Source organism: Bacillus salipaludis, from assembly GCF_004358205.1.
The window spans coordinates 133,500-155,592 of sequence record NZ_SMYO01000007.1; the positions used below are offsets into that span (position 1 = coordinate 133,500).

The window sequence follows — 22,093 nt, forward strand, 5'->3', positions numbered from 1 at the left end:
AAGTTCATATCGTTATAAGGAGAAATGGAGGGGGATGAATGGATACTCCAATCCTTAAATTACAATATACGGATGAAACCACGAAACATATTCTAGAAAATGTCCGAAAAAGAAAGAAAAAGTTTGACGATGCAAAAAAACTGCATAATTATTGGATCATGGCAACCCTTGTCGTGTCATTTATATATCTGTATTACTTCTATATTACGATAGGAAAACAATATTCTTATTCCTTTTTTGCCATGTTTTCTGTTTCAGTGAGCGATTTAAAAAATTTAATTTTATTAGCCATGACCATCTTAATGTATGGGTGGATGAATGTATTAAAGCAAAAAAAAGACAAGTTCGAGAAAGAATATCATGATTTACGATGTGAAATTGTAGATAGAAGTAAGGATTTATGGAAAAAGGAAGAACAATGGAAAAATCGCCATGTTGATTTTGAAATCATAAAAAAAACCTATGACATTAATCTCTATCATGCGAAAAAATAAGAAGCAGCCTATTGGCTGCTTCTACTAGATTAGAAAATCTTCTTACGGTCACGTTCTTCTTTAAGGATTTCTACTGCTTCTCGGAAACGCTGGGAGTGCACAATTTCCCGTTCACGCAGAAAACGAAGACTGTCGTTAATATCCGGGTCATCACTTAAATTAATTAACCATTGATAGGTAGCCCGGGCTTTTTCTTCTGCAGCAATGTCTTCATACAAATCTGCAATTGGATCTCCTTTTGCTTGGATATATTGAGTGGTAAAAGGTATCCCTGCAGCATTATGGTAGAATAATGCCCCGTCGTGATCCGCATAATGAGCACCGAGCCCGGCTGCTTTTAATTGTTCAGGTGTGGCATCTTTTGTTAATTTATACACCATTGTGGCAATCATTTCAAGATGGGCAAATTCCTCTGTTCCAATATCCGTTAAGAGGCCAATTACTTTATCGGGAATGGTATACCGTTGATTTAAGTATCTTAAGGCAGCAGCTAATTCCCCATCAGCGCCTCCGTATTGTTCAATTAAGTACTTTGCTAATGTTGGATTACAGGTACTTACTCTTACGGGGTATTGTAATTTTTTCTCATAAATCCACATGTAATCACCCTCTCTTTATCTGTTCTAAACCTGCCAAGGCCAAGGTGTATCATCCCAATTCCAAGGGTGACTGGAGTAGCTGTTGCCAAATTGCAATAGTGGGCCAAACTGGCTTTCGAAGGCTTTTTTCAAACGCTTCCTTTCTTTTGCATAGTGATTAAATTGGTTAATGGCCTCAAGATCGTCATTGTGTGTATCAAGGTAAAGTGTGAGCTCTACTAAAACAAAATCCACTGCTTGCAGCTGCTCCATCAATTGATAGTATTCAGGAGGAACCTGTTTCATGAAGGTAAGCCTCCTTTAGATTTTTCATAAGAGTTATAGTATGGGTCATAAAAATCTTTCCATAATGTCCCTGCCCTAAGGGCCTCCATGGGTGAAAATTGTGGTAAATTTGGCGGTTGAAATCCCATATATAAATGGGGAGGGGTCGAATAAGTTTTTACTGTAATCGGCTTACAAGGGTCGAATGGGCTTGCATAAGGATGATAGGTTTTGTTATGAGTATTCATATTAAACCTCCTTGTTTTAACATCATAGATAAATATATGATGTTAATTGGGAAACATGACACTAAACTTTAACAACAAAGTGGGGTTTTGGACGAGATTGTTGAACTATAATAAGGATGTAGGATTAAAAGTCTAGAGGTGATGGAATTGTTCGTAAAAAACATGATGATACCTAAGCACGAGTGTTTTACAGTTCAACATAATCAAACATTGAAACAAGCATTGACACAATTAGAAGAACACCAAATTGATGGTTTACCGGTACTCAATGGAGCAAAGTATGTAGGTGTTGTCACTCGATATGGGATATACGAAAACTTTTTTAAATCCAATCAACAGCGTGATGACTTTCTATCTACCACAACCGTAAATGAAGTTGCAACACACCATGATGATTTCTTAGAAGGTGGGGAAGTATTTGAAAAGACACTTCTGGAACTTAAAGATTTTCCACTGCTGGCAGTTGTAGATTCAAGTGGTAACTTTCTTGGTGTCGTAACACGTTCAGATGTGTTAAGTGCATTTGAAAGTGCATTTGGCGTACATCGCCCAGGTGTCCGAATAGCCTTTACTTCGGTTGAAACGGAGGGCCGAATCGCCCGCCTTTCGGAAATTGCCCATCATTTCCACGAGCACATTATCTCTCTGGTTACATTTGATGAAACCGATAAACTTGTTCGTAGAATAGTAATGAAGGTTGAAAAGAAGGATAATATAGATAAGTTTACAAAGAAACTGGAAGAGCATGGGTTTAGAATTTTAAATATTCAAGAAGATGAATAATATGGTCTTAGGAAAGAAATTATTTCCCTCTCATACATTTGTATGGGAGGGATTTTTTTGGCAGCGAGTATTTGGAAACTTTGCATAGTCTTTTTATGTGGATACCTTATAAATAAATGGATTCCAATCAACCACCCTTTTATTTTAACTGATTTCCTTATTCGATTTATCGTTAAGCCATTAGAATTTTTTGCGGGATCGATTGCATTTTTTATTGGGCTCGTTGTGAATGCTCGATACATACGTGAAACTATTTTGAAGAAAAAACATCTTCAAGAGCAAAAGCGCCGGGGATGGGAAGTACTTGCTGCATTATCAGGCTTACTACTGATTTTTTCAGTGCATTTTTATATAGGACCTGAATTGACACTTCTCTTTTTTAGTTTAAGTTTTCTTTATGGTATTATTTCCGTAGAACGTTAGAACGTGTAAAGGGGAAACTTTGAAAATGGTTATAATCATCATTGTTTTATTGGTAGGTATTTGCCTTTTGTTTTATATGATCAGAGAAGCATTTCTAAATCAAGTAAGGGAAGAGGAAATTGAATTTAGTGATTTTCCAAAATCATTTGGTAAGGTTTCTCTTTTTTTTATCTCCGATATACACCGGCGCAGTATTTCGGACAAAATTATTCATGCAGTAAAAGGTAGAACCGATATCGTCATTATCGGAGGGGATTTAACAGAAAAAGGTGTACCATTTTCAAAAGTAAAGGAAAATCTGAAAAAATTAAAAAGCCTTGGACCTGTTTATTTTGTTTGGGGAAATAATGATTATGAAGTGGATTATCATGAGTTAGATGCGATCTTCTTGGACTTTGGGGTTAAGGTTCTCGATAATACAGCTGTAACCTTTGAATCAGGGGAAGGCGATAAATTATGTTTATTAGGAGTTGATGATTTAAGTCAAGATCGGGACCGGCTCGATTTCGCGCTTATGGATGCGGATCCAAATAGCTTTAAAATTCTTGCCAGTCATTATCCTAATATAACAGATAAAATTAAAGCCCAAGATGAAATTAGGCTGGTGTTAAGCGGACACACACATGGAGGGCAAATTCATATTCTTGGATATAGTCCATTCAAAAAAGGGCAATTGAAAAAGTTAGAGAATACCACGCTCCTGATCAGTAACGGTTACGGGACAACAACTGTTCCGTTAAGGCTGGGGGCACCTGCAGAAAGCCATTTAATTACACTGAAAAAAGGAATCTAAGCGATTGGTGAGGTAGACAATTCACCATTAAACGGCGATGACATACACTAAACACAAGAGTTAGGTCACGGCAGGGGGCAAAAGCATGCGCTTAGAACGCTTAACAGCCAATAAAATTAAAATTTTCTTAACCTCTGATGATTTATTTGAAAGAGGCCTCTCCAAGGAGGATATTTGGAAGGATTCGATAAAATGGCATCAGCTCTTTCATGATATGCTGGAAGAGGCAAGTGAGGAATTTGATGTTGAGATACAGGGTTCAGTTGCAGTGGAAATTTTTTCTTTACAGGCTCAGGGAATGATTATGATTATTACCGTCGATGAAACGGCTGAAGATGAGGAATCCTTATTCGATGGCTTTATTGAAATGCAGGTTAGGGTTGAAGGTTCTGAAGATCTTTTGTATGAGTTTGCAAGTTTTGAAGATATCATAAATCTTTCGAAAAGGCTTAGTTTAATTAATATTTTGGCTGGTACATTGTTTTCGATGAATGACCGTTATTATTTACTTATCAATAAATTGGATGCTATAACAAACGAACGAGCAGCATCTCTGCTATCTGAATATGGGGAGCCTTCTATACTTAGTCCATACATGCTTGAGGAATATGGCAAAAAAATAATTGAAAAAAAAGCGGTGGAAACCATCCTCCATTTTTTTAAATAGGTTTTTAGCCTGTTTAGGAGGGGGCCACCGCTTCTTTCTGCCCAAATTATGAATTGGATATTCAGATTCCAGAGAATCCCTTATACATAAGAGTGGCAGCGTTTACACAAAATTTTTTTAAGAAAAAGGAAAAGTATATTTTTCTTCTTGCATTAATCATTTAAAAGTGTATACTTGTGTCTGAAAGCGGACAACATTCGTAAAAGAGATATCTTAGGAGGTTTACAAATGGTAGCCGAAAATGGTACTGAAAAGACTAATCAAGAGGAAACGAATAATGTGTTAAAATCTACACAAACCGTTATTCATAAAGCCCTTGAAAAATTAGGTTATCCTGAAGAGGTATATGAACTATTAAAAGAACCGTTACGCATGATGACAGTGAAAATTCCAGTTCGTATGGATGACGGTTCAATAAAAATATTTACTGGCCATCGTGCCCAGCATAATGATGCTGTTGGTCCTACAAAGGGCGGTATTCGTTTCCATCCTGGTGTGACAGAGACAGAAGTAAAAGCCCTTTCGATTTGGATGAGTTTGAAATGCGGTATTGTTGACCTTCCATATGGCGGCGGTAAAGGCGGAATCGTCTGTGACCCTCGCGATATGTCTTTTAGAGAGCTTGAAAGATTAAGCCGTGGCTACGTGCGTGCTATCAGTCAAATCGTTGGACCTACTAAAGATATTCCTGCTCCAGACGTATTTACAAATTCGCAAATTATGGCTTGGATGATGGATGAATATAGCCGAATTGATGAATTTAACTCACCTGGATTTATTACAGGAAAGCCACTTGTTCTAGGAGGATCCCATGGCCGTGATTCTGCTACAGCGAAGGGCGTAACAATCTGTATTCGCGAAGCTGCGAAAAAGAAAGGTATCCAAATCGAGGGTGCAAGGGTTGTCGTTCAGGGCTTTGGTAATGCAGGAAGCTATTTGTCTAAATTTATGCATGATGCGGGTGCAAAAGTAGTAGGGATTTCAGATGCATATGGAGCACTTTACGATCCAAATGGACTTGATATTGACTATTTATTGGATCGCCGTGACAGCTTTGGAACAGTGACTAAATTATTTAATAATACGATTTCAAATAAAGAATTGCTTGAACTTGAATGTGATATTCTTGTTCCTGCTGCAATTGAAAATCAAATTACCAAGGATAATGCACACGATATTCGTGCTAAGATTGTTGTTGAGGCAGCAAACGGTCCGACAACACTTGAAGCAACTGAAATCCTTACAGAGCGCGGTATCCTGCTTGTACCTGACGTATTGGCATCTGCCGGCGGTGTAACAGTTTCTTACTTTGAGTGGGTGCAGAATAACCAAGGTTACTACTGGTCTGAAGAAGAAGTAGAAGAAAAACTTGAAAAAATAATGGTAAAATCATTTAACAGTATTTATGATACAGCACAAACACGCCGCGTCGATATGCGCCTTGCAGCCTATATGGTTGGCGTAAGAAAAATGGCAGAGGCAAGCCGTTTCAGAGGCTGGATTTAAGTTAAAACATTGAAACCTTATAAAAAAACTCCTATCATAGTGGTGGGAGTTTTTTTTTATTTATAAATCATTGTTGAATTTCAAAACTAGTTGATTGGAGAGGAAGGCGCGAAGACTCATGCGGGGGGACGGGAAAGGGAAGACCCCACAGGCGCTTAAGCGCCGAGGAGGCTCCCCAGACCGCCCGCGAACCGCTCGCGCCTGGAGCGGAAATCAATAGCCATGTATAAACATATACAATTCATTAAGGAGTGCATTCGTTATGCAAAATGAAGATATAATCATTGTCGGAGGCGGACCATGCGGCCTAGCTGCAGCCATCTCTTTAAAAGAAATAGGAAAAAACCCACTTGTTATTGAAAAGGGAAATGTTGTGAATGCTATTTATCATTATCCAACACATCAGACTTTTTTTAGTACGAGTGAGAAATTAGAAATTGGAGAAGTCCCTTTTTTAACAGAAAATTATAAGCCTCGCCGTAATCAAGCATTGGTTTATTACCGGGAGGTTGTAAAAAGAAAAAAATTACGTGTTCATGCATACGAAAAAGTAGTGGAAGTAATGAAACAGGGGGAAAGGTTTGTCGTAAAGACGGATAAACGCACCTACGAGGCTCCTTACGTAATAATTGCAACGGGGTATTACGATCACCCCAACTATATGAATGTGCCTGGTGAAGATCTTTCAAAGGTTTTTCATTATTTTAAAGAAGCACATCCTTATTTTGATAAAGATGTTTGCGTAATCGGTGGTAAAAATTCCAGTGTGGACGCTGCGATTGAACTTGAAAAGGCTGGGGCAAGAGTTACGGTTTTGTACAGAGGGAATGAATATTCTCCAAGTATTAAACCCTGGATACTTCCTGAATTCGAAGCATTGGTTCGTAATGAAATGATTTCGATGGAATTTAGGGCACATGTAAAAGAAATTACTGAAAAGCAAGTGACCTATGTAAAGGATGGGGTAGAGCATACAATAGACAATGATTTTGTTTTTGCTATGACCGGTTACCATCCGGACCATCATTTTCTAAAAACGATGGGGATTGATATTGATCGGGAATCTGGGAGGCCTTGCTATAATCCAGATACGATGGAAACAAACATAAGCGGTATTTTTATCGCTGGAGTTATTGCTGCGGGTAACAATGCAAATGAAATATTTATTGAAAATGGACGTTTCCACGGGGGTCTCATTGCAAAATCCATCATGGAAAAAGAAAACAAATAATTATATTTAACTAGAAGAATCTTTCATTTCATTTAAGTTCGTTACATGATACGATATAAAAAACGGATTGAAAAGAGGATCCTAGATGCTGGCAATTTTATCAGCGGGAATTGCTCCCGGGTTAGCCTTATTAAGTTATTTTTATTTAAAAGATGAATATGAAACGGAACCTATTTCTGTTGTTCTGAGAACCTTTATGTATGGAGCCCTTCTTGTTTTCCCAATTATGTTTATCCAGCATGTATTTGAAACGGAACACCTCATAAAGTCTGAAGTGATTGATGCTTTCTTGACCTCAAGCCTATTGGAGGAATTCTTCAAGTGGTTTATTCTTTTTTATGCCATATACTCACATGTTGAATTTGATGAACCCTTTGATGGAATTGTTTATGGAGCTGCAGCTTCTTTAGGGTTTGCCACTGTAGAAAATATTTTTTATTTAGTTGCTAATGGAATTGAGCATGCTGTAACAAGGGCATTACTCCCCGTTTCAAGCCATGCCCTTTTTGGTGTTATTATGGGTTTTTATATTGGAAAGGCAAAATTTACAGAAGGTTTAAAGATGAAATGGATCATTCTTTCACTGCTCTTACCTTTTATTCTCCATGGTGTTTATGATTATATTCTAATAACCCAAGAAAATTGGATTTATATTATTTTCCCTTTTATGATTTTTCTTTGGTGGTTTGGATTAAGGAAGGTTAAAACGGCGAAAATACTTAGTGCAAATCATTTTAAAAAGAAATACTCTGTTGAAAAATCCCTTCAGTCTTAATGAAGGGATTTTTTTTGCATAGGCTTTGTTAAAGAACAATGTTGATTTTTAAACAGCGTTGATTGGAGCGGAAGGTGCGAGACTCCTGCGGGAGCAGCGGGACAGGTGAGACCCCACAGGCGCTTTAAGCGCCGAGGAGGCTCACCGCCCGCCCCGCGGAAAGCGAGCATCCTGGAGCGGAAATCAACAACCAAGTTTAACACAGCCTTTGCATAAAAGTAGCCAAACAATTGTATGAATAAAATTTCCATGAAAACAAAAAATAGGGTTACTGTAAAAAGATTTACATCTGGGGGTTACAATTCCATGAAAAAGAAAAAAATCCTAATGAAAATTTTCATTTTTAGCTCTTTTTTGATGATGATATTTTCGTTGGTGGAACCGAACAAAACGAAAGCTTTTAGCAACCAAGTCATCCAGCGAGGAGCGGTAGGCGAAGATGTAATTGAGCTTCAATCACGGCTTAAATATATCGGTTTCTACCATGGAAAGATTGATGGGGTTTTTGGATGGAGTACATATTGGGCATTAAGGAATTATCAATATGAATTCGGGCTTCCTATTGATGGGTTTGCAGGTGAATCAACGAAGGCTAAATTGCTCAAATCAACCAAATATAATCGATCGAATGTTTCTCAGAATAATACACCAGCCAAAAAAGCTGCTTCCAAAAAGCCAGCTGCATCGAATACTCCAAGTGGATTTTCTCAAAATGATATACAGTTGATGGCGAATGCTGTACATGGCGAATCACGGGGAGAACCCTATATAGGTCAGGTTGCAGTTGCGGCTGTCATATTAAATCGAGTGAACAGTGCGAATTTCCCTAATACGGTTTCAGGGGTAATATTTGAACCCGGGGCCTTTACGGCAGTAGCAGATGGCCAGATCTGGCTAACCCCGAATGAAACATCGAAAAAAGCGGTTATCGATGCAATCAATGGCTGGGACCCAACAGGCGAAGCTTTGTATTATTTTAATCCTGCAACGGCAACGAGTCCGTGGATTTGGTCTCGGCCACAAATTAAGAGAATTGGGAAACATATTTTTTGCAAATAAGGAGGTGTAGAGATGATTAGAGGAATCTTAATCGGGGTTTTGACCATTGGTGTTGCCGGAACCGCCTTTTGGGGGTATCAAGAACACCAAGAAAAAAATGCAGTCCTTTTAAATGCTGAAAACAACTACCAACGAGCATTTCATGGTCTTACCTATCAAGTAGATTTATTGCACGATAAAATCGGAACCACACTGGCGATGAATTCAAGACACTCATTATCACCATCTCTTGCAGAGGTATGGAGAATTACTTCAGAGGCCCATAATGATGTTGGTCAATTGCCGCTAACATTGCTTCCCTTCAATAAAACGGAGGAATTCTTAGCGAATATTGGGAATTTTAGTTATCGTACAGCGATAAGAGATTTAGATAAGGAACCGCTGACGGATAAAGAATATAACTCCTTGAAGGTTCTTTATAAACAGTCAGGAGAAATTCAAAACGAACTTCGGAATGTTCAAGCAATGGTATTAAAAAATAACCTACGCTGGATGGATGTTGAACTCGCATTAGCTTCAGGCAAGGAAATGACAGACAATACCATTATTGATGGTTTTAAAACGGTAGAAAAAACGGTAACAGGCTACGACGAAACGGACTTTGGGCCAACCTTTGCCAATATGCAAAAAAAAGATGAAAACTTTAAAAATATTAAAGGAAAGAAAATTACACGGACTGAAGCAGTAAGCGAAGCAAAAAAATATATGAAGTTTGATGGGGATTCTAAAGTAAAGGTTACTGAAAATGGAAAAGGTTCGGATTATGGATTTTATAGTGTTTCGATTAAAAATAGCAAAACAGGTCAAGAGGCAAGTATGGATGTTACCAAAAAAGGCGGATTTCCAATTTGGTTTATTAATCACCGGGATGTAAAAAAACAAACGATCAGCTTAAATGATGCGGGAAATCGAGCAGCAAAATTTTTAAAGGATCAGGGCTTTGAAGATCTAGAGTTGTTTGAAAGCACACAATATGATAATATCGGTGTTTTAAATTTTGTAACAACTCTTAACAAGGTTAGGGTTTATCCAGAATCCATTAAAGTTAAGGTTGCTCTTGATAATGGTGATATTATCGGTGTTTCTGCTGAAGAGTATTTAAAGACACATCATGATTGGAAAATCCCTTCACCTGTGATTACAATGAAACAGGCCCGTTCAAAGGTCAATCCTAAATTTAAAGTAATGGAAGACCGTGAGGCAATTATAGTGAACGATCTAAATAAAGAGGTATTGTGTTATGAGTTCCTCGGCACCATTGGGGAAGACACGTACCGAATTTTCATCAATGCGCAAAATGGAATTGAGGAAGATGTAGAAAAGCTCAAAAATGCTGAAGCCATTTATAGCGATGTTCTTTGAGTTCGTGAATAAAAATTAAAAATCGCTCCAATAATAGGAATAATTTATTATTGGAGTGATCCTATGAAAGTGTTAGAAAGAGTACTTATAAAAATGGTGATAATCCAATTTGTTTTTCTCATTTTAACTCAGATTTTATTACATCAACATGGTATTTTTCCAGAGTTAACACAATTAACAAAATATGAAGGTGTTAGTGAAAATTCATTTACTGAAATCATCCAAACCCTTTCCGGAAAATGAAAGCAGGTTGACTTTCTTCTCAGGCTGTCGAAAAATATTCGATAGTCTTTTATTTTATTCCTCTTATTTAATAATACACCGCGTTAATTTGTTATATTTTTATTAATATATGAGCTGTTTAACAGGTGTTAGCATGTACATATATTTATTAAAATTACGTTAGTTTGGATTCAAACATAATAAAAAATTCCCTTTCTCGAAACTCTGTGAAAGCAGGTTTACCAGCTTTCTTTTTCTTTTTTATAAGAATAGCTCTAATAAGAAATTCAAATATTAAGGAGTAAAAAAGGGAAGTATCCCAATTTCTTATGGTAAAATAAATAATAGAAGAGGTCCTAACGGATCATGAAGTTTTAGGAGGATTTATGGACAATAAGAAGATTTCAATCGCAATTGACGGTCCTGCTGCAGCCGGAAAAAGTACAGTAGCAAAAATTGCAGCGGAAAAATTATCGTATATATACATAGATACGGGAGCAATGTACCGGGCTTTAACATATAAAGCAATCCAGAAAAAATTAAATTTGGAAGATGAAGAAGCCCTATACGATACACTTCTCACAACCGAAATTGTATTGGCGCCGTCTGAAAATGGACAATTAGTTTATCTTGACCAAAGCGACGTTACAACCGCCATTCGTTCTGCCGAAGTAACTAACTCGGTTTCAATCGTTGCGAAACAACAAAAAATTCGTGAAGAAATGGTAAAAAGACAACAGGCACTTGCTTCAAATGGCGGTGTTGTGATGGACGGAAGAGATATAGGAACACATGTATTGCCCCACGCAGAAGTAAAAGTATTTTTACTGGCAAGTGTGGATGAAAGAGCTGAAAGACGTCATGCTGAAAATCTTGAAAAGGGATTTCCTTCCGATTTGGAAAAATTAAAGCAAGAAATTGCTCGTCGAGATAAAATTGATTCTGAAAGAGAGATTGCACCACTGAAAAAAGCGGATGATGCAGTTGAAATAGATACGACCTCAATGACCATTCCTGAAGTAGTTGAAAAAATAATGGAACTAGTGCAGGAGAGGGTTGGTTAAAAGTGAAATTTTATACTTTCGCTAAGTCTGTCGCCTATTCAATTTTAAAGCCTTTATATCGGATAGAAGCGATTGGGACCGAAAACTTTCCTAAAGAGGGTGGTGTTCTTTTATGTTCTAATCATATTAATAACTTTGACCCACCCGTTGTCGGTATTATGATTCCTAGAACGGTTTATTTTATGGCAAAGGAAGAATTATTTGCGGTTCCAATATTAGGGGATATTATTAGGAGATGTAATGCCTTTCCGGTGAAAAGAGGTATGAGTGATCGAGATGCCTTAAGAAAAGGGTTAAGTGTTTTAAAAGACGGTCATATTCTAGGGATTTTCCCTGAGGGTACAAGGAGTAAAACAGGGGAATTAGGAAAAGGTCTGGCTGGAGTCGGTTTTTTTGCCCTAAGATCGAATGCACAGGTTGTGCCATGTGCGGTAATTGGTCCATATAAAGCCTTTCGGAAATTAAAAGTTGTTTATGGAAAACCAATGCAAATGGATGAACTCAGAAAGGCAAAAGCATCCCCAGAAGAAGTGACTGATTTGATTATGGCGGAAATTCAGAAACTTATTACAGAGTACCGATAGGTTCTACTTGACAAAACAAGCTATTTATAAGAAGTTAAATAAAAGAGATTTTTTTAGAATATTCTCAAGCTTATCTTATGAAGTGTTTTTTTAATGGGATGGAGTAAACACCCCAATCTATAGATTTTTGCAGTAATTGGATTAAGGAGGAATACATATGTCGGAAGAAATGAATCAAGTAGAAGTAAGATCTTTTGAAGTTGGTGATAAAGTTACAGGACAAGTTTCAAAAGTAGAAGAAAAGCAGGTAGTGGTAAATCTTCAGGACAGTAAACTTGATGGAATTATTCCAATAAGTGAGCTCTCTAGCCTGCATATTGAAAAAGCTTCAGATGTTGTTTCAGAAGGCGATGAACTCGAACTAGAGGTACTGAAAGTGGAAGAGGATGCCTTGATTCTCTCCAAAAGAAAAGTAGATGCTCTGAAAGCCTGGGATCAACTCGAAAAGCAATTCCAAAATGGCGAAATTATTGAAACCGAGGTTAAAGATGTTGTTAAGGGTGGACTTGTTGTTGACCTTGGAGTTCGTGGTTTTGTACCAGCTTCATTAGTAGAGGCTTACTTCGTAGAAGATTTTTCGGATTATAAAGGAAAAAATCTAACCTTTAAAATTGTTGAACTTGATAAAGAAAAGAACCGCTTAATCCTTTCCCATCGTGCTGTGGTAGAGGAAGAAAAAGGGAAGAAAAAGCAAAATCTTCTTGACTCCTTAACTGCAGGACAAGTGATTGATGGAACAGTTCAAAGAATTACTGATTTCGGGGCTTTTGTTGATATCGGTGGTATTGATGGACTTGTTCATATTTCACAATTGTCGCACGAACATGTTGACAGACCAACAGATGTTGTTCAGGAAGGGCAAAAGGTCCAAGTTAAGGTACTAAACGTTGATCGTGATAATGAACGAATTTCTTTATCCATTAAAGAAACATTGCCTGGACCTTGGGCTAATATTTCAGAAAGAGCGCCAAAAGGTAGTGTTTTTGAAGGTATAGTGAAGAGAATTGTATCTTATGGTGCATTTGTGGAAGTTTTTCCTGGGGTGGAAGGCCTTGTCCATATCTCCCAGATTGCCCATAAGCATATCGCCACACCACATGAAGTATTAAAAGAAGGCCAAGAAGTGAAAGTTAAGGTTCTTGAAGTAAATGAACAAGAACAGCGTCTATCTTTAAGTATTAAAGAACTTCTTGAGAAAGATGTAGAAGAAAACTTCGACTATGAACTTCCTGAGGAGTCAAAAGGTTTTCAGCTTGGAGAAGTAATTGGTGAACAATTAAAGAATCTTAGAAAATAATGGTGATTTTACGTGTCTAGATTTGAACGAAAATGGGACCACATACGCTACGCCTTAGATAACAGGCAGGAACGCTCAGCAGCATTTGAAGATATTCATTTTATTCACCAGAGCTTACCGGATATTAATGTGTCCGATGTTCGAATAGACCATTCAATTGGCGAACTTTCTTTAAGTTCGCCAATTTTTATCAACGCAATGACGGGCGGCGGCGGTGAAAAAACCTTTGAAATTAATAAAGAGCTCGCTGCTGTTGCAAAAAATACTGGTATTGCAATGGCTGTAGGATCGCAAATGTCTGCGTTAAAAGACAAACAGCAGCAATACACGTATGAGGTTGTTCGAAGGGAAAATCCAACAGGGATTATTATTGCCAATCTTGGCAGTGAAGCTACACCGGAACAGGCAAAAGAAGCTGTTGAAATGATTGATGCAAATGCCTTGCAAATTCATTTAAATGTTATCCAGGAATTAGCCATGCCTGAAGGAGACCGGGATTTTTCTGGTGCAATGAAACGGATTGAAATGATCGTGGATGCGGTTGATGTACCTGTTATTGCAAAAGAAGTTGGCTTTGGAATGTGTAAAGAAACAGTTGAAAGGCTTTCATCTATCGGGGTTTCAGCTGTAGATGTAGGCGGTTTTGGCGGGACAAATTTTGCAGAAATCGAAAATAAGCGTAATAGGAAGCCGCTTGCTTTTTTTAATGAATGGGGGATTCCTACGGCTATCTCAATCCTTGAAGCATCAAACCATTCAAATCCAATTTCTATTATTGGCTCGGGTGGTTTTCGTACCAGTCATGACATTGCAAAAGGGCTGGCCATTGGAGCTAATGCAGTAGGGATGTCAGGTCATTTTTTGCGATTACTCGTAAAGAACGGAAGAGATGCATTACAAGAAGAGATTCATCGCTTTCACCAGGATTTAGTGATGATTATGACCGCAATAGGGGCAAAATCTATTTCAGAATTACAACGTGCTCCTGTGATGATTACCGGGTATACCTACCATTGGTTAAACCAAAGAGGATTTGATACAAAAATATTTAGTCAGCGCCGAATAAAATAAAGCTCTCGCTTTTCAGCGAGAGCTCAGACTGTCGACAAATCCGAAGAATTTTGGGTTTATCAACAGTCTTTTTTGTTTGGCTGCGTTATACTCGTCTGTTGATTTCCGTTCCAGGCGCTTCGCTTTCCGCGGGGCGGGCGGTGAGCCTCCTCGTCGCTAAAGCTCCTGCGGGGTCTCACCTGTCCCGCTGCTCCCGCAGGAGTCTTCGCGCCTTCCACTCCAATCAACAGTGTGTAAATATAAATATAGTACATTAACACAGCCCTTTATATAATTTAGGTAAAAGGTTTAAATGAGGTATATGAAATGCTTACTAAAAATACACAGATCAATCGTGATCAAGTAGAGATGATAGCCCTAGATCAACTTGTACCTGCTGATCATTTAGTTTGTAAAATGGAGGCTACAATAGATTTTTCATTTATCTATTCGATGGTTGAAGATTTATATTCAACTGAACCTGGACGCTCAAGTATTGACCCTGTGAAAGGCAGCCAATTATATCCTGAATCAACATGCAGGGAACTATGTGAAAAATTAGGAAAATTCTATAAAATTGATCCTGGACAATTTCTAATAGCAAACGGTGCCGGATAATATCATTTCTTTGATTGGTAATGCCTATATTAACCCTGGTGATGAAATTATCTATTGTACCCCTACTTCCCCCCATATAGAACTATTACTTTGCTTATGGAAGGAACTACTATTGAGGTCCCATTGCTTGAGAATCATACCTATAATCTCGAAGGAATTCTTACAGCAATAAATGAAAATACTAAACTTATTTTTATTTGTAATCCCAATAACCCGACTGGTACGATTTTGGCAGAAAATGAATTGGAATTATTTCTAAAAAGCATTCCACCACATGTGATTGTGGTGTTAGATGAAGCATATGTCGAATTTATTGATCGTGAAAGGTATCGGACTGGAATCGATTATGTAAAGGAAGGTTACCCTGTTATTTTTGTTCGGACTTTTTCAAAATTGTACGGATTGGCGGGTACTAGAATTGGATATGCAGCTGCACGTGTTGAATATATAGAAACTATCCAAGCGGTAAGGGAACCTTTTTCTGCTAATCGTATTGCTCATGCAGGTGCTTTAGCTGCACTTGATGATCAAGAGTATATAAATAAAAGTTTAAGAGAAAATAAGCGTGAGATGCTTGAGCTTACAAATAAACTAAAGACTTTGGGGTTTGATGTGATTGAATCACACGCTAACTTTCTGTTCGTGGATATGAAAGAACATGTTATGGTGCTTTCCCAGGCACTGATGCAAGAGGGAATTCTTATACGCCCATGTATTGCTTGGGGGTTACAATCACATGCCCGTATTTCAATTGGTACTTCGGAACAAAATAAACTTTTAATAAAATCATTAAAAAAATTAGAAAAAATCTAACTTTTATAGTAGCAAAAGGAGAGAAGTAGAGTGAGAGCAGGCAAGTACTTAGTTTGGATATTAGATGATGAATGGAATGATCATAATTTAGAAATGAATATGTATCAACAACATGATATAGAAGTAAAAGTTACCCGTTCAGAAACGCTAGAGGAAGATTTACCGATTTTTGCTCCTATCGCTGATGGAGTGGTAGCACAGGTGGGTTTTCAATGCCGAGCTAATATCATTGAAAAGTTAGATTCTTGTAAAGTTATCTCTATACCTGGAGTTGGCTATGATCATGTTGATGTGGACGCAGCTACTAAAAAAGGGATAGTTGTTTCACATGTTCCTGATTATTGTGCTGAGGAGGTTTCTGATCATACGGTTGCCCTAATTCTTGCGGTTACTCGTAGATTATCAGCGTATAGTCGTAAAGTAAAAGAAGGAAAATGGGATCCGATGGATACCCTTCCGATTCAGCGCTTTAGTACAAATACTGTAGGCTTTCTCGGGTTTGGCAAAATTGCCCGCAGAGTGGCTGAAAAACTAAAGCCGTTTGGAGTTCGCTTGATTACCTATGCTCCAAGTGTGCCTAAAGAAATATTTTCAAAATACACGGTGGAATCGGTTTCGTTTAACGAATTGTTAAGGCAATCGACTATCTTAAGTTTGCATATACCTTTAAGACCGGAAAATAAGAACATCATTGGGTACGAACAACTAAAACAGATGCCTAAGGGGTCTTTTATTGTCAACACCAGCCGGGGCGGGCTTATTAATGAAGAAGATTTGTATCAGGCTATAGTGGAAGGACATATTGCCGGTGCTGGCTTGGATGTACTGTTGAATGAACCACCTGATCCAAACGATCCATTGCTAAGTTTGGATCAGGTTTATATTACTCCGCATTCCGGATATATTTCGGATGATGCTCTTAGGGAATTAAAACATAAAACATGCCAAAATATTATCGATGGTGTAGCCGGCAGGCCTTTAGTTAAAGTCTTAAACCAAGAAGCATTAAACAATTTTAATCGTGTAGTTTAAAAATTCAATAATAAAGGAAAGCATCATCGGACAAGAAAATGTCCATTGATGCTTTTTTACTTTGGCTCTATAAACTTTGTTGTTGATTTCCACTCCAGGCACAAGCGGTTCGTGGGCGGTCTGGGGAGCCTCCTCGTTGCTTTGCTCCTGCGGGGTCTCCCTTTCACCGTACTCCCACAGGACACTGAATTGCTCCCTTGAATCCGCCCACGCACGAAGAAAATGCGTTAGCATTTTCGAGGAGTCTACGTGCCTTCCGCTCCAATCACCTTTGTTTATTAATCAACATTGTTCTTTAACATTGCCATTACTTTAAATTAATCATATTTGGAGTCGTTTAAACTCCTAGCCTCTTCAGGGCTTTGTAATTTGGTGGCACCTGGGTAATGCAATGCTTGATCCCTGTCAGATTCCACTCTTCTGCTTGCCTTTAGTTTTTTTTCTTGACGGTCTTTTCCCATTCTTTCTACACCTCCTCTTAATAAGATGAATCATCAGGTAAAGATTATGCAGGTTAGTATGAAAATACATAGTATTAACCAATAATGAAGATAATAGGAGGTGGTAAAGGTGGAAGGCTCCATATTTTATTGGATTTGTTGGTCTTTTTGGGTCTATCTAACTTTCTTTTTAAAAAAGCAGAATCCATATCGTTTAAAATTAGCTGCAGCCATTTTACTCGTCATTATTCTTTCACCTACTCATTATAAGCTTGGAAATATCGAAATATATGCAAGCGGTGTATTCATTTTAAGTCTTACCTTTATAATGATTAGTAAGGAAAAGCTTAGAGCAATCATCTATTATTTTATTTGTTCCTATATTATGGGAATTGCGTATGTTACCTTTCATTTGTTTGAAATTTTCGATCCGATTTGGATTATTATTAAAAAGGAATGGATGATGGGAATTCTATTGGGGTATTTAGCCATAATTCTGCAAAAAACACTCAGAGGAAGATTATTAATTGTTATAAATGGAACGATGCAAGGAGAATTCTTATATGCGTTTATTTTAAATAAATATCATTTTCCATACTCAATTGGTGCATTAGCCTATCTTGATGTTTGTACATTAATCAGCTTTTTGCTTGTTGGATGGAGCTTTTTTGAAAATGCAGGTGCGATATTTCAAAATCATTTTAACTTTACTGAAAAAGCAAAGCAAAAATCATCTTGACTTCGGAGGTTTCCATTGCGGGAAAGGATTAACATTTGTTAAACTAATTAAGTTGGCCCTTCTTATGGATAGAAGGGTTTTATCATTAGCACTTATTACTGAATGATTTGGCCTGAGTATATTGCTTAGAGAATTAAACATAAATAAGTTGTTGATTATATATTGGAAAGGATGGGAATGTAAATGGTAAAACCAGTTATTGCCATTGTGGGCCGTCCAAATGTAGGTAAGTCCACTATTTTTAACCGCATTGTCGGTGAACGTGTTTCGATTGTAGAAGATATCCCAGGCGTGACAAGGGACCGTATATATAGTTCCGGTGAATGGCTGAATCATGATTTTAATGTGATTGATACTGGAGGGATTGACATCGGTGATGAGCCTTTCTTGGAGCAAATTCGCCAACAGGCAGAAGTAGCGATTGATGAAGCCGATGTTATCATTTTTTTAACTAACGGAAGAGAAGGGGTAACTGCTGCGGATGAAGAAGTAGCGAAAATCCTCTATAAATCAAAAAAACCGATTGTTTTAGGAGTAAATAAAATTGATAATCCCGAAATGCGGGAACAAATTTATGATTTTTATGCATTGGGTTTTGGTGAACCTATTCCAGTTTCCGGGTCACATGGTCTTGGACTTGGTGATTTGTTAGACGCTGCTGCGAAACACTTTCCAAAAGACAGCGGAGATGATTATGATGCGGATGTCATTAAGTTTTCATTAATTGGACGTCCTAATGTTGGGAAATCCTCCTTGGTTAATGCTATATTAGGAGAAGACCGTGTTATTGTCAGCGATATTGCTGGTACAACACGGGATGCAGTAGATTCACCCTATACATATAACGACGAGAAATATGTCATTATTGATACGGCGGGTATGCGTAAAAAAGGTAAGGTTTATGAAAGTACCGAGAAATACAGTGTCCTAAGGGCATTAAGGGCGATTGAACGTTCCGATGTTGTCTTAGTCGTTTTAAATGCGGAAGAAGGAATCATTGAACAGGACAAAAAAATTGCCGGGTATGCTCATGAAGCGGGAAGAGCAGTTGTTATTGTCGTCAATAAATGGGACGCTGTTGAAAAAGATGAAAAGACTATGAAGGAGCTTGAACAAAAAATAAGGGAACATTTCCTATTCTTAAGTTATGCGCCAATCGTCTTTTTATCTGCTAAAACCAAAAAGCGGATCCATACCTTGCTGCCAATGATTAATTTGGCCAGTGAAAATCATTCAATGCGCGTTGATACTAGTGTGTTAAATGATATTATCATGGATGCAGTTGCGATGAATCCAACCCCAACAGACAAAGGCAGACGCCTGAAAATATATTATGCAACCCAGGTTGCTGTTAAGCCGCCGACCTTTGTTATCTTTGTCAACGAACCCGAGCTATTGCATTTTTCGTATGAGCGTTTTCTGGAGAATCGAATTCGCGATGCTTTTGGATTCGAAGGAACCCCGATAAAAATCTTTGCCAGAGAAAGAAAATAAGAAAGGCCGGTGTAGTAAATGGGGCAAAAATCTGAAACCATCGCTGTTTTAGGTGCAGGCAGCTGGGGAACAGCCTTGGCATTGGTTCTAGCCGATAATGGTCACCATGTCCGTTTGTGGAGTCATAACGAAAATCAAGTCACAGAAATCAATCAATTTCATACAAATAAAAAGTATTTACCGGGTATCAATCTGCCGGAGTTGATTGTAGGTTATGCCTCTTTAAGTGACTCATTATCAGGTGTAGAAACAATTATTTTAGCTGTGCCAACAAAGGCAATTCGCGAAGTCATTGGAAAAATCGCTTCGGTTGCAAAAAATCCATTTATTATTGCCCATGTAAGCAAAGGGATTGAACCTGGCTCGCTAATGAGAATAACTGAAATAATTGAAGAAGAAATGCCCAAAGAGTTTTTAAGCGATGTTGTGGTACTTTCCGGTCCAAGCCATGCTGAGGAAGTTAGTTTACGCCATCCAACAACCGTAACCGTATCGTCGAAAAATATGGAGGCGGCCGGAAAAATTCAAGATTTATTTATCAATAATAATTTTAGGGTCTACACCAATTCCGATTTAATTGGTGTAGAAATAGGCGGCGCCTTAAAAAATATTATTGCGCTCGCGGCAGGGATTACGGACGGACTAGGTTATGGAGATAATGCCAAAGCAGCATTAATCACCAGAGGCCTTGCGGAAATTGCACGTTTAGGAACGAAAATGGGGGCAAATCCACTAACATTTTCCGGTTTAGCGGGTATTGGAGATTTAATCGTAACTTGTACAAGTGTTCATTCGAGGAATTGGCGTGCTGGGAATCTTCTTGGTAAGGGGAAAACACTTGATGAAGTTCTCGACAATATGGGAATGGTGGTAGAAGGAGTAAGAACAACAAAAGCAGCGTATCAGCTCGCAAAAAAATACGATGTCGTTATGCCAATCACCTTCGCATTATATGATGTCTTGTTCAACGGTAAAAACGCCAAGGACGGCGTTGATATCTTAATGGGCCGTGGAAAAAAACCGGAAATGGAAGACCTGACAAATATTTTAGACGAAAGACATGATTAAAACTAAAAATGTGCATTTTTGACTAAAAAAATAGGTGTTCGATGATACGCTTTTTAATATGTCAGCATACAATGCAACGAAGAACAATGATAGTATGAAGCTGGAGTATGGGTTATTTTAGTCTAAATGACTGAAGTAAAGAATTCGCCCCTCTTTACTTCAGTTTTTTTATTGGACTATGGTATAATAACCTACGGTAAAAGGGGGAGTTATTTTTGTCACCTGGAATGCTTAAAATGTGGATTTCTGTTGCCGGAATCGCCTTAATGTTCTTAGCGATTTTCACCATTTATCTTAGCCGCTATAAATTAAAAGGGATTTTTCGGGCAATTACAGCAATTATAGCTTATTTATTTATGATTATTGCGGGAATTATTTTATTTATCGTTTTATTTACTTAAATTATTCTTATTACATAAAATAAAGGTGATTGTATGAAACGGCTCATGCTAGGCTGCGTTTTTGTGTTTACGGCTATTTTTTTATCAGGGTGCATGTACCCAAATGAAAAACTAGCAAAGAATCAAATCCCTTATAAAGATCAAATTCAGGCAGTTCAATCAGCTGTGGATTCTTTTCAGAAGGAAAATGGCGGCATTCTGCCGATTAAAACAAGGGAAGCCAATACTCCAATATATTTAAAATATCCGATTGACTTTAAAAAAATTTCACCGAAGTACATGGCGGAGCCTCCGGGAAATGCTTTTGAAAATGGCGGGATTTTTCAGTATGTGCTCGTGGATGTTGAAAAGAATCCAACCGTAAAATTGTTGGATTTAAGGATGGCAGAAACTCTTCGGGACATTAATCTAAGAATTAAAACAAAGGGATATCCGCCCTATAAAGATAGTATTGCAAATAACGTGTATACCCTGGATTATAAAAAGCTGGGTCTTGAAAGTCCGCCATCAGTAGTCAGTCCTTATTCAAATCAAAATCTTCCTCTTGTCATCACCGGAAATGCAGAGGTCTATGTAGATTACCGTGCTGATTTGTATCAGGCGCTGAAGAAAACGAAAAAAAACTTTAAACCCGGGGAGGACATTCGCTCCATTCTCGTGAACAACTCCATGTTTGTTCCGGCCTATTCCTTACCCTATACGGTGGATTCTAAAACAAAAGAGCCTGTTTTTCTGGAAACCAAATTCATGAATAAATAAGATAATATTAAATTGTCATAACCCTTTTCTTGCGAAATATATTGTAGGAGAAGGGTTTTTTAGGTTAATAGGTTAACAAAATCTATCCCAATAAGGATAACACCGAAATAAAAGCTGTGTATCTTTATTCGAAACCCTCACTTGATCCAAACCGTTCAGACACGACACATACCTTTAAAGCACTGAATTTTGAATAGGGGGGTAAAAAATTTTTAAAAAAGTGTCATAACAATATAGGACAACGTCATAAACATATACTGTCCAAAAATACCTAGATGGATAATATTATCCCACTTTAGTCTATGATC

26 protein-coding genes and 2 pseudogenes are annotated in these 22,093 nt (G+C 37.8%); 23 read left to right on the top strand and 5 right to left on the bottom strand.

Going from position 1 to position 22,093, the window contains the following annotated elements:
• Nucleotides 1–38: 38 nt before the first annotated feature.
• Nucleotides 39–494: a YpbF family protein gene (locus tag E2K98_RS16100; protein WP_026573322.1), complete on the top strand. Its 456-nt coding sequence runs from the start codon at nucleotides 39–41 to the stop codon at nucleotides 492–494.
• 29 nt (nucleotides 495–523) lie between these two features.
• On the opposite strand, the gene cotJC is transcribed toward E2K98_RS16100, so the two are convergent.
• From cotJC to E2K98_RS16115, 3 genes are read right to left on the bottom strand one after another with little or no spacing between them, the layout of a single operon-like run.
• Nucleotides 524–1,093: a spore coat protein CotJC gene (gene cotJC / locus E2K98_RS16105; protein WP_026573321.1), complete on the bottom strand. Its 570-nt coding sequence runs from the start codon at nucleotides 1,091–1,093 to the stop codon at nucleotides 524–526.
• A gap of 24 nt (nucleotides 1,094–1,117) precedes the next feature.
• Nucleotides 1,118–1,378 carry a spore coat protein CotJB gene (locus E2K98_RS16110; protein ID WP_026573320.1) on the bottom strand — a complete coding sequence of 87 codons (261 nt, stop codon included), beginning with the start codon at nucleotides 1,376–1,378 and terminating at the stop codon, nucleotides 1,118–1,120.
• Complete coding sequence (locus E2K98_RS16115) at nucleotides 1,375–1,605, bottom strand: spore coat associated protein CotJA (RefSeq protein WP_026573319.1); 231 nt, start codon at nucleotides 1,603–1,605, stop codon at nucleotides 1,375–1,377. Before E2K98_RS16115 ends, E2K98_RS16110 begins: the two co-directional genes overlap by 4 nt.
• Before the next feature lie 147 nt (nucleotides 1,606–1,752).
• Between E2K98_RS16115 and E2K98_RS16120 the strand changes: the two genes are divergently transcribed.
• The 14 genes from E2K98_RS16120 (at nucleotide 1,753) to fni (ending at nucleotide 14,442) form a co-directional block, all read left to right on the top strand.
• Nucleotides 1,753–2,388: a CBS domain-containing protein gene (locus tag E2K98_RS16120; protein ID WP_133335845.1), complete on the top strand. Its 636-nt coding sequence runs from the start codon at nucleotides 1,753–1,755 to the stop codon at nucleotides 2,386–2,388.
• A gap of 57 nt (nucleotides 2,389–2,445) precedes the next feature.
• Complete coding sequence (locus E2K98_RS16125) at nucleotides 2,446–2,811, top strand: hypothetical protein (protein ID WP_133335847.1); 366 nt, start codon at nucleotides 2,446–2,448, stop codon at nucleotides 2,809–2,811.
• Between the two features lie 25 nt (nucleotides 2,812–2,836).
• Nucleotides 2,837–3,604, top strand: a complete 768-nt coding sequence (locus E2K98_RS16130; protein ID WP_133335849.1) for a metallophosphoesterase — start codon at nucleotides 2,837–2,839, stop codon at nucleotides 3,602–3,604.
• Between the two features lie 85 nt (nucleotides 3,605–3,689).
• Nucleotides 3,690–4,271 carry a genetic competence negative regulator gene (locus E2K98_RS16135; protein ID WP_133335851.1) on the top strand — a complete coding sequence of 194 codons (582 nt, stop codon included), beginning with the start codon at nucleotides 3,690–3,692 and terminating at the stop codon, nucleotides 4,269–4,271.
• A gap of 228 nt (nucleotides 4,272–4,499) precedes the next feature.
• Nucleotides 4,500–5,777 (top strand): Glu/Leu/Phe/Val family dehydrogenase, encoded by a 1,278-nt coding sequence (locus E2K98_RS16140; protein WP_133335853.1) that lies wholly within the window; start codon nucleotides 4,500–4,502, stop codon nucleotides 5,775–5,777.
• A 262-nt stretch (nucleotides 5,778–6,039) separates the two neighbouring features.
• Nucleotides 6,040–7,008 carry a YpdA family putative bacillithiol disulfide reductase gene (locus E2K98_RS16145; RefSeq protein ID WP_133335855.1) on the top strand — a complete coding sequence of 323 codons (969 nt, stop codon included), beginning with the start codon at nucleotides 6,040–6,042 and terminating at the stop codon, nucleotides 7,006–7,008.
• 85 nt (nucleotides 7,009–7,093) lie between these two features.
• Complete coding sequence (prsW, locus tag E2K98_RS16150; RefSeq protein WP_133335857.1) at nucleotides 7,094–7,783, top strand: glutamic-type intramembrane protease PrsW; 690 nt, start codon at nucleotides 7,094–7,096, stop codon at nucleotides 7,781–7,783.
• Between the two features lie 357 nt (nucleotides 7,784–8,140).
• The gene (gene sleB, locus E2K98_RS16155) at nucleotides 8,141–8,842 is read left to right on the top strand and encodes a spore cortex-lytic enzyme (RefSeq protein WP_235824836.1); all 702 of its coding nucleotides are present in this window, start codon (nucleotides 8,141–8,143) and stop codon (nucleotides 8,840–8,842) included.
• Nucleotides 8,843–8,854: 12 nt separating this feature from the next.
• Nucleotides 8,855–10,204 (top strand): germination protein YpeB, encoded by a 1,350-nt coding sequence (gene ypeB, locus E2K98_RS16160; protein ID WP_133335861.1) that lies wholly within the window; start codon nucleotides 8,855–8,857, stop codon nucleotides 10,202–10,204.
• A 63-nt stretch (nucleotides 10,205–10,267) separates the two neighbouring features.
• The gene (locus E2K98_RS16165) at nucleotides 10,268–10,447 is read left to right on the top strand and encodes a YpfB family protein (protein ID WP_133335863.1); all 180 of its coding nucleotides are present in this window, start codon (nucleotides 10,268–10,270) and stop codon (nucleotides 10,445–10,447) included.
• Nucleotides 10,448–10,812: 365 nt separating this feature from the next.
• Nucleotides 10,813–11,490, top strand: coding sequence for a (d)CMP kinase (gene cmk, locus E2K98_RS16170; RefSeq protein ID WP_133335865.1), 678 nt, complete (start codon nucleotides 10,813–10,815; stop codon nucleotides 11,488–11,490).
• Nucleotides 11,491–11,492: 2 nt separating this feature from the next.
• Nucleotides 11,493–12,074 carry a lysophospholipid acyltransferase family protein gene (locus E2K98_RS16175; protein WP_133335867.1) on the top strand — a complete coding sequence of 194 codons (582 nt, stop codon included), beginning with the start codon at nucleotides 11,493–11,495 and terminating at the stop codon, nucleotides 12,072–12,074.
• 157 nt (nucleotides 12,075–12,231) lie between these two features.
• The gene (gene rpsA / locus E2K98_RS16180; RefSeq protein WP_133335869.1) at nucleotides 12,232–13,371 is read left to right on the top strand and encodes a 30S ribosomal protein S1; all 1,140 of its coding nucleotides are present in this window, start codon (nucleotides 12,232–12,234) and stop codon (nucleotides 13,369–13,371) included.
• A 12-nt stretch (nucleotides 13,372–13,383) separates the two neighbouring features.
• The gene (gene fni, locus E2K98_RS16185) at nucleotides 13,384–14,442 is read left to right on the top strand and encodes a type 2 isopentenyl-diphosphate Delta-isomerase (RefSeq protein WP_133335871.1); all 1,059 of its coding nucleotides are present in this window, start codon (nucleotides 13,384–13,386) and stop codon (nucleotides 14,440–14,442) included.
• A gap of 12 nt (nucleotides 14,443–14,454) precedes the next feature.
• Here the strand turns inward: fni and E2K98_RS31710 are convergent.
• Nucleotides 14,455–14,712: pseudogene (locus tag E2K98_RS31710) on the bottom strand (hypothetical protein).
• A 36-nt stretch (nucleotides 14,713–14,748) separates the two neighbouring features.
• On the opposite strand from E2K98_RS31710, the pseudogene E2K98_RS31715 reads away from it, so the two are divergent.
• From E2K98_RS31715 to E2K98_RS16200, 3 genes and pseudogenes are all read left to right on the top strand, one after another.
• A pseudogene (locus E2K98_RS31715) lies at nucleotides 14,749–14,928 on the top strand (IS5/IS1182 family transposase); the annotation flags it as partial.
• Nucleotides 14,929–15,093: 165 nt separating this feature from the next.
• Nucleotides 15,094–15,852, top strand: a complete 759-nt coding sequence (locus E2K98_RS16195; protein WP_268884105.1) for a pyridoxal phosphate-dependent aminotransferase — start codon at nucleotides 15,094–15,096, stop codon at nucleotides 15,850–15,852.
• Between the two features lie 30 nt (nucleotides 15,853–15,882).
• Nucleotides 15,883–16,884, top strand: coding sequence for a C-terminal binding protein (locus E2K98_RS16200; RefSeq protein WP_133335875.1), 1,002 nt, complete (start codon nucleotides 15,883–15,885; stop codon nucleotides 16,882–16,884).
• 317 nt (nucleotides 16,885–17,201) lie between these two features.
• Here E2K98_RS16200 and E2K98_RS16205 read toward each other — a convergent pair whose 3' ends face one another.
• Nucleotides 17,202–17,345: a YpzI family protein gene (locus E2K98_RS16205; RefSeq protein WP_081810677.1), complete on the bottom strand. Its 144-nt coding sequence runs from the start codon at nucleotides 17,343–17,345 to the stop codon at nucleotides 17,202–17,204.
• 109 nt (nucleotides 17,346–17,454) lie between these two features.
• Here E2K98_RS16205 and E2K98_RS16210 point away from each other — a divergent pair, with 109 nt between their 5' ends.
• The 5 genes from E2K98_RS16210 to E2K98_RS16230 all read left to right on the top strand — a co-directional run bounded on the left by E2K98_RS16210 (nucleotide 17,455) and on the right by E2K98_RS16230 (nucleotide 21,785).
• Nucleotides 17,455–18,063, top strand: a complete 609-nt coding sequence (locus E2K98_RS16210; protein ID WP_133335877.1) for a YphA family membrane protein — start codon at nucleotides 17,455–17,457, stop codon at nucleotides 18,061–18,063.
• A gap of 183 nt (nucleotides 18,064–18,246) precedes the next feature.
• A complete protein-coding gene (gene der, locus E2K98_RS16215) occupies nucleotides 18,247–19,557 on the top strand; it encodes a ribosome biogenesis GTPase Der (RefSeq protein WP_133335879.1) in 1,311 nt (436 codons plus the stop codon).
• An 18-nt stretch (nucleotides 19,558–19,575) separates the two neighbouring features.
• Nucleotides 19,576–20,625, top strand: a complete 1,050-nt coding sequence (locus E2K98_RS16220) for an NAD(P)H-dependent glycerol-3-phosphate dehydrogenase (RefSeq protein WP_133335881.1) — start codon at nucleotides 19,576–19,578, stop codon at nucleotides 20,623–20,625.
• A gap of 215 nt (nucleotides 20,626–20,840) precedes the next feature.
• Nucleotides 20,841–21,026, top strand: a complete 186-nt coding sequence (locus E2K98_RS16225; RefSeq protein WP_133335883.1) for a DUF2768 domain-containing protein — start codon at nucleotides 20,841–20,843, stop codon at nucleotides 21,024–21,026.
• 33 nt (nucleotides 21,027–21,059) lie between these two features.
• Nucleotides 21,060–21,785 (top strand): hypothetical protein, encoded by a 726-nt coding sequence (locus E2K98_RS16230; protein ID WP_133335885.1) that lies wholly within the window; start codon nucleotides 21,060–21,062, stop codon nucleotides 21,783–21,785.
• Nucleotides 21,786–22,093: the final 308 nt, after the last annotated feature.

Coding starts and splice junctions, on each gene's coding strand:
- E2K98_RS16100 (WP_026573322.1), top strand. CDS start 39: ATGGATACTCCAATCCTTAAATTACAATATACGGATGAAACCACGAAA.
- cotJC (WP_026573321.1), bottom strand. CDS start 1,093: ATGTGGATTTATGAGAAAAAATTACAATACCCCGTAAGAGTAAGTACC.
- E2K98_RS16110 (WP_026573320.1), bottom strand. CDS start 1,378: ATGAAACAGGTTCCTCCTGAATACTATCAATTGATGGAGCAGCTGCAA.
- E2K98_RS16115 (WP_026573319.1), bottom strand. CDS start 1,605: ATGAATACTCATAACAAAACCTATCATCCTTATGCAAGCCCATTCGAC.
- E2K98_RS16130 (WP_133335849.1), top strand. CDS start 2,837: ATGGTTATAATCATCATTGTTTTATTGGTAGGTATTTGCCTTTTGTTT.
- E2K98_RS16135 (WP_133335851.1), top strand. CDS start 3,690: ATGCGCTTAGAACGCTTAACAGCCAATAAAATTAAAATTTTCTTAACC.
- E2K98_RS16140 (WP_133335853.1), top strand. CDS start 4,500: ATGGTAGCCGAAAATGGTACTGAAAAGACTAATCAAGAGGAAACGAAT.
- E2K98_RS16145 (WP_133335855.1), top strand. CDS start 6,040: ATGCAAAATGAAGATATAATCATTGTCGGAGGCGGACCATGCGGCCTA.
- prsW (WP_133335857.1), top strand. CDS start 7,094: ATGCTGGCAATTTTATCAGCGGGAATTGCTCCCGGGTTAGCCTTATTA.
- sleB (WP_235824836.1), top strand. CDS start 8,141: ATGATGATATTTTCGTTGGTGGAACCGAACAAAACGAAAGCTTTTAGC.
- ypeB (WP_133335861.1), top strand. CDS start 8,855: ATGATTAGAGGAATCTTAATCGGGGTTTTGACCATTGGTGTTGCCGGA.
- E2K98_RS16165 (WP_133335863.1), top strand. CDS start 10,268: ATGAAAGTGTTAGAAAGAGTACTTATAAAAATGGTGATAATCCAATTT.
- cmk (WP_133335865.1), top strand. CDS start 10,813: ATGGACAATAAGAAGATTTCAATCGCAATTGACGGTCCTGCTGCAGCC.
- rpsA (WP_133335869.1), top strand. CDS start 12,232: ATGTCGGAAGAAATGAATCAAGTAGAAGTAAGATCTTTTGAAGTTGGT.
- E2K98_RS16205 (WP_081810677.1), bottom strand. CDS start 17,345: ATGGGAAAAGACCGTCAAGAAAAAAAACTAAAGGCAAGCAGAAGAGTG.
- der (WP_133335879.1), top strand. CDS start 18,247: ATGGTAAAACCAGTTATTGCCATTGTGGGCCGTCCAAATGTAGGTAAG.
- E2K98_RS16220 (WP_133335881.1), top strand. CDS start 19,576: ATGGGGCAAAAATCTGAAACCATCGCTGTTTTAGGTGCAGGCAGCTGG.
- E2K98_RS16230 (WP_133335885.1), top strand. CDS start 21,060: ATGAAACGGCTCATGCTAGGCTGCGTTTTTGTGTTTACGGCTATTTTT.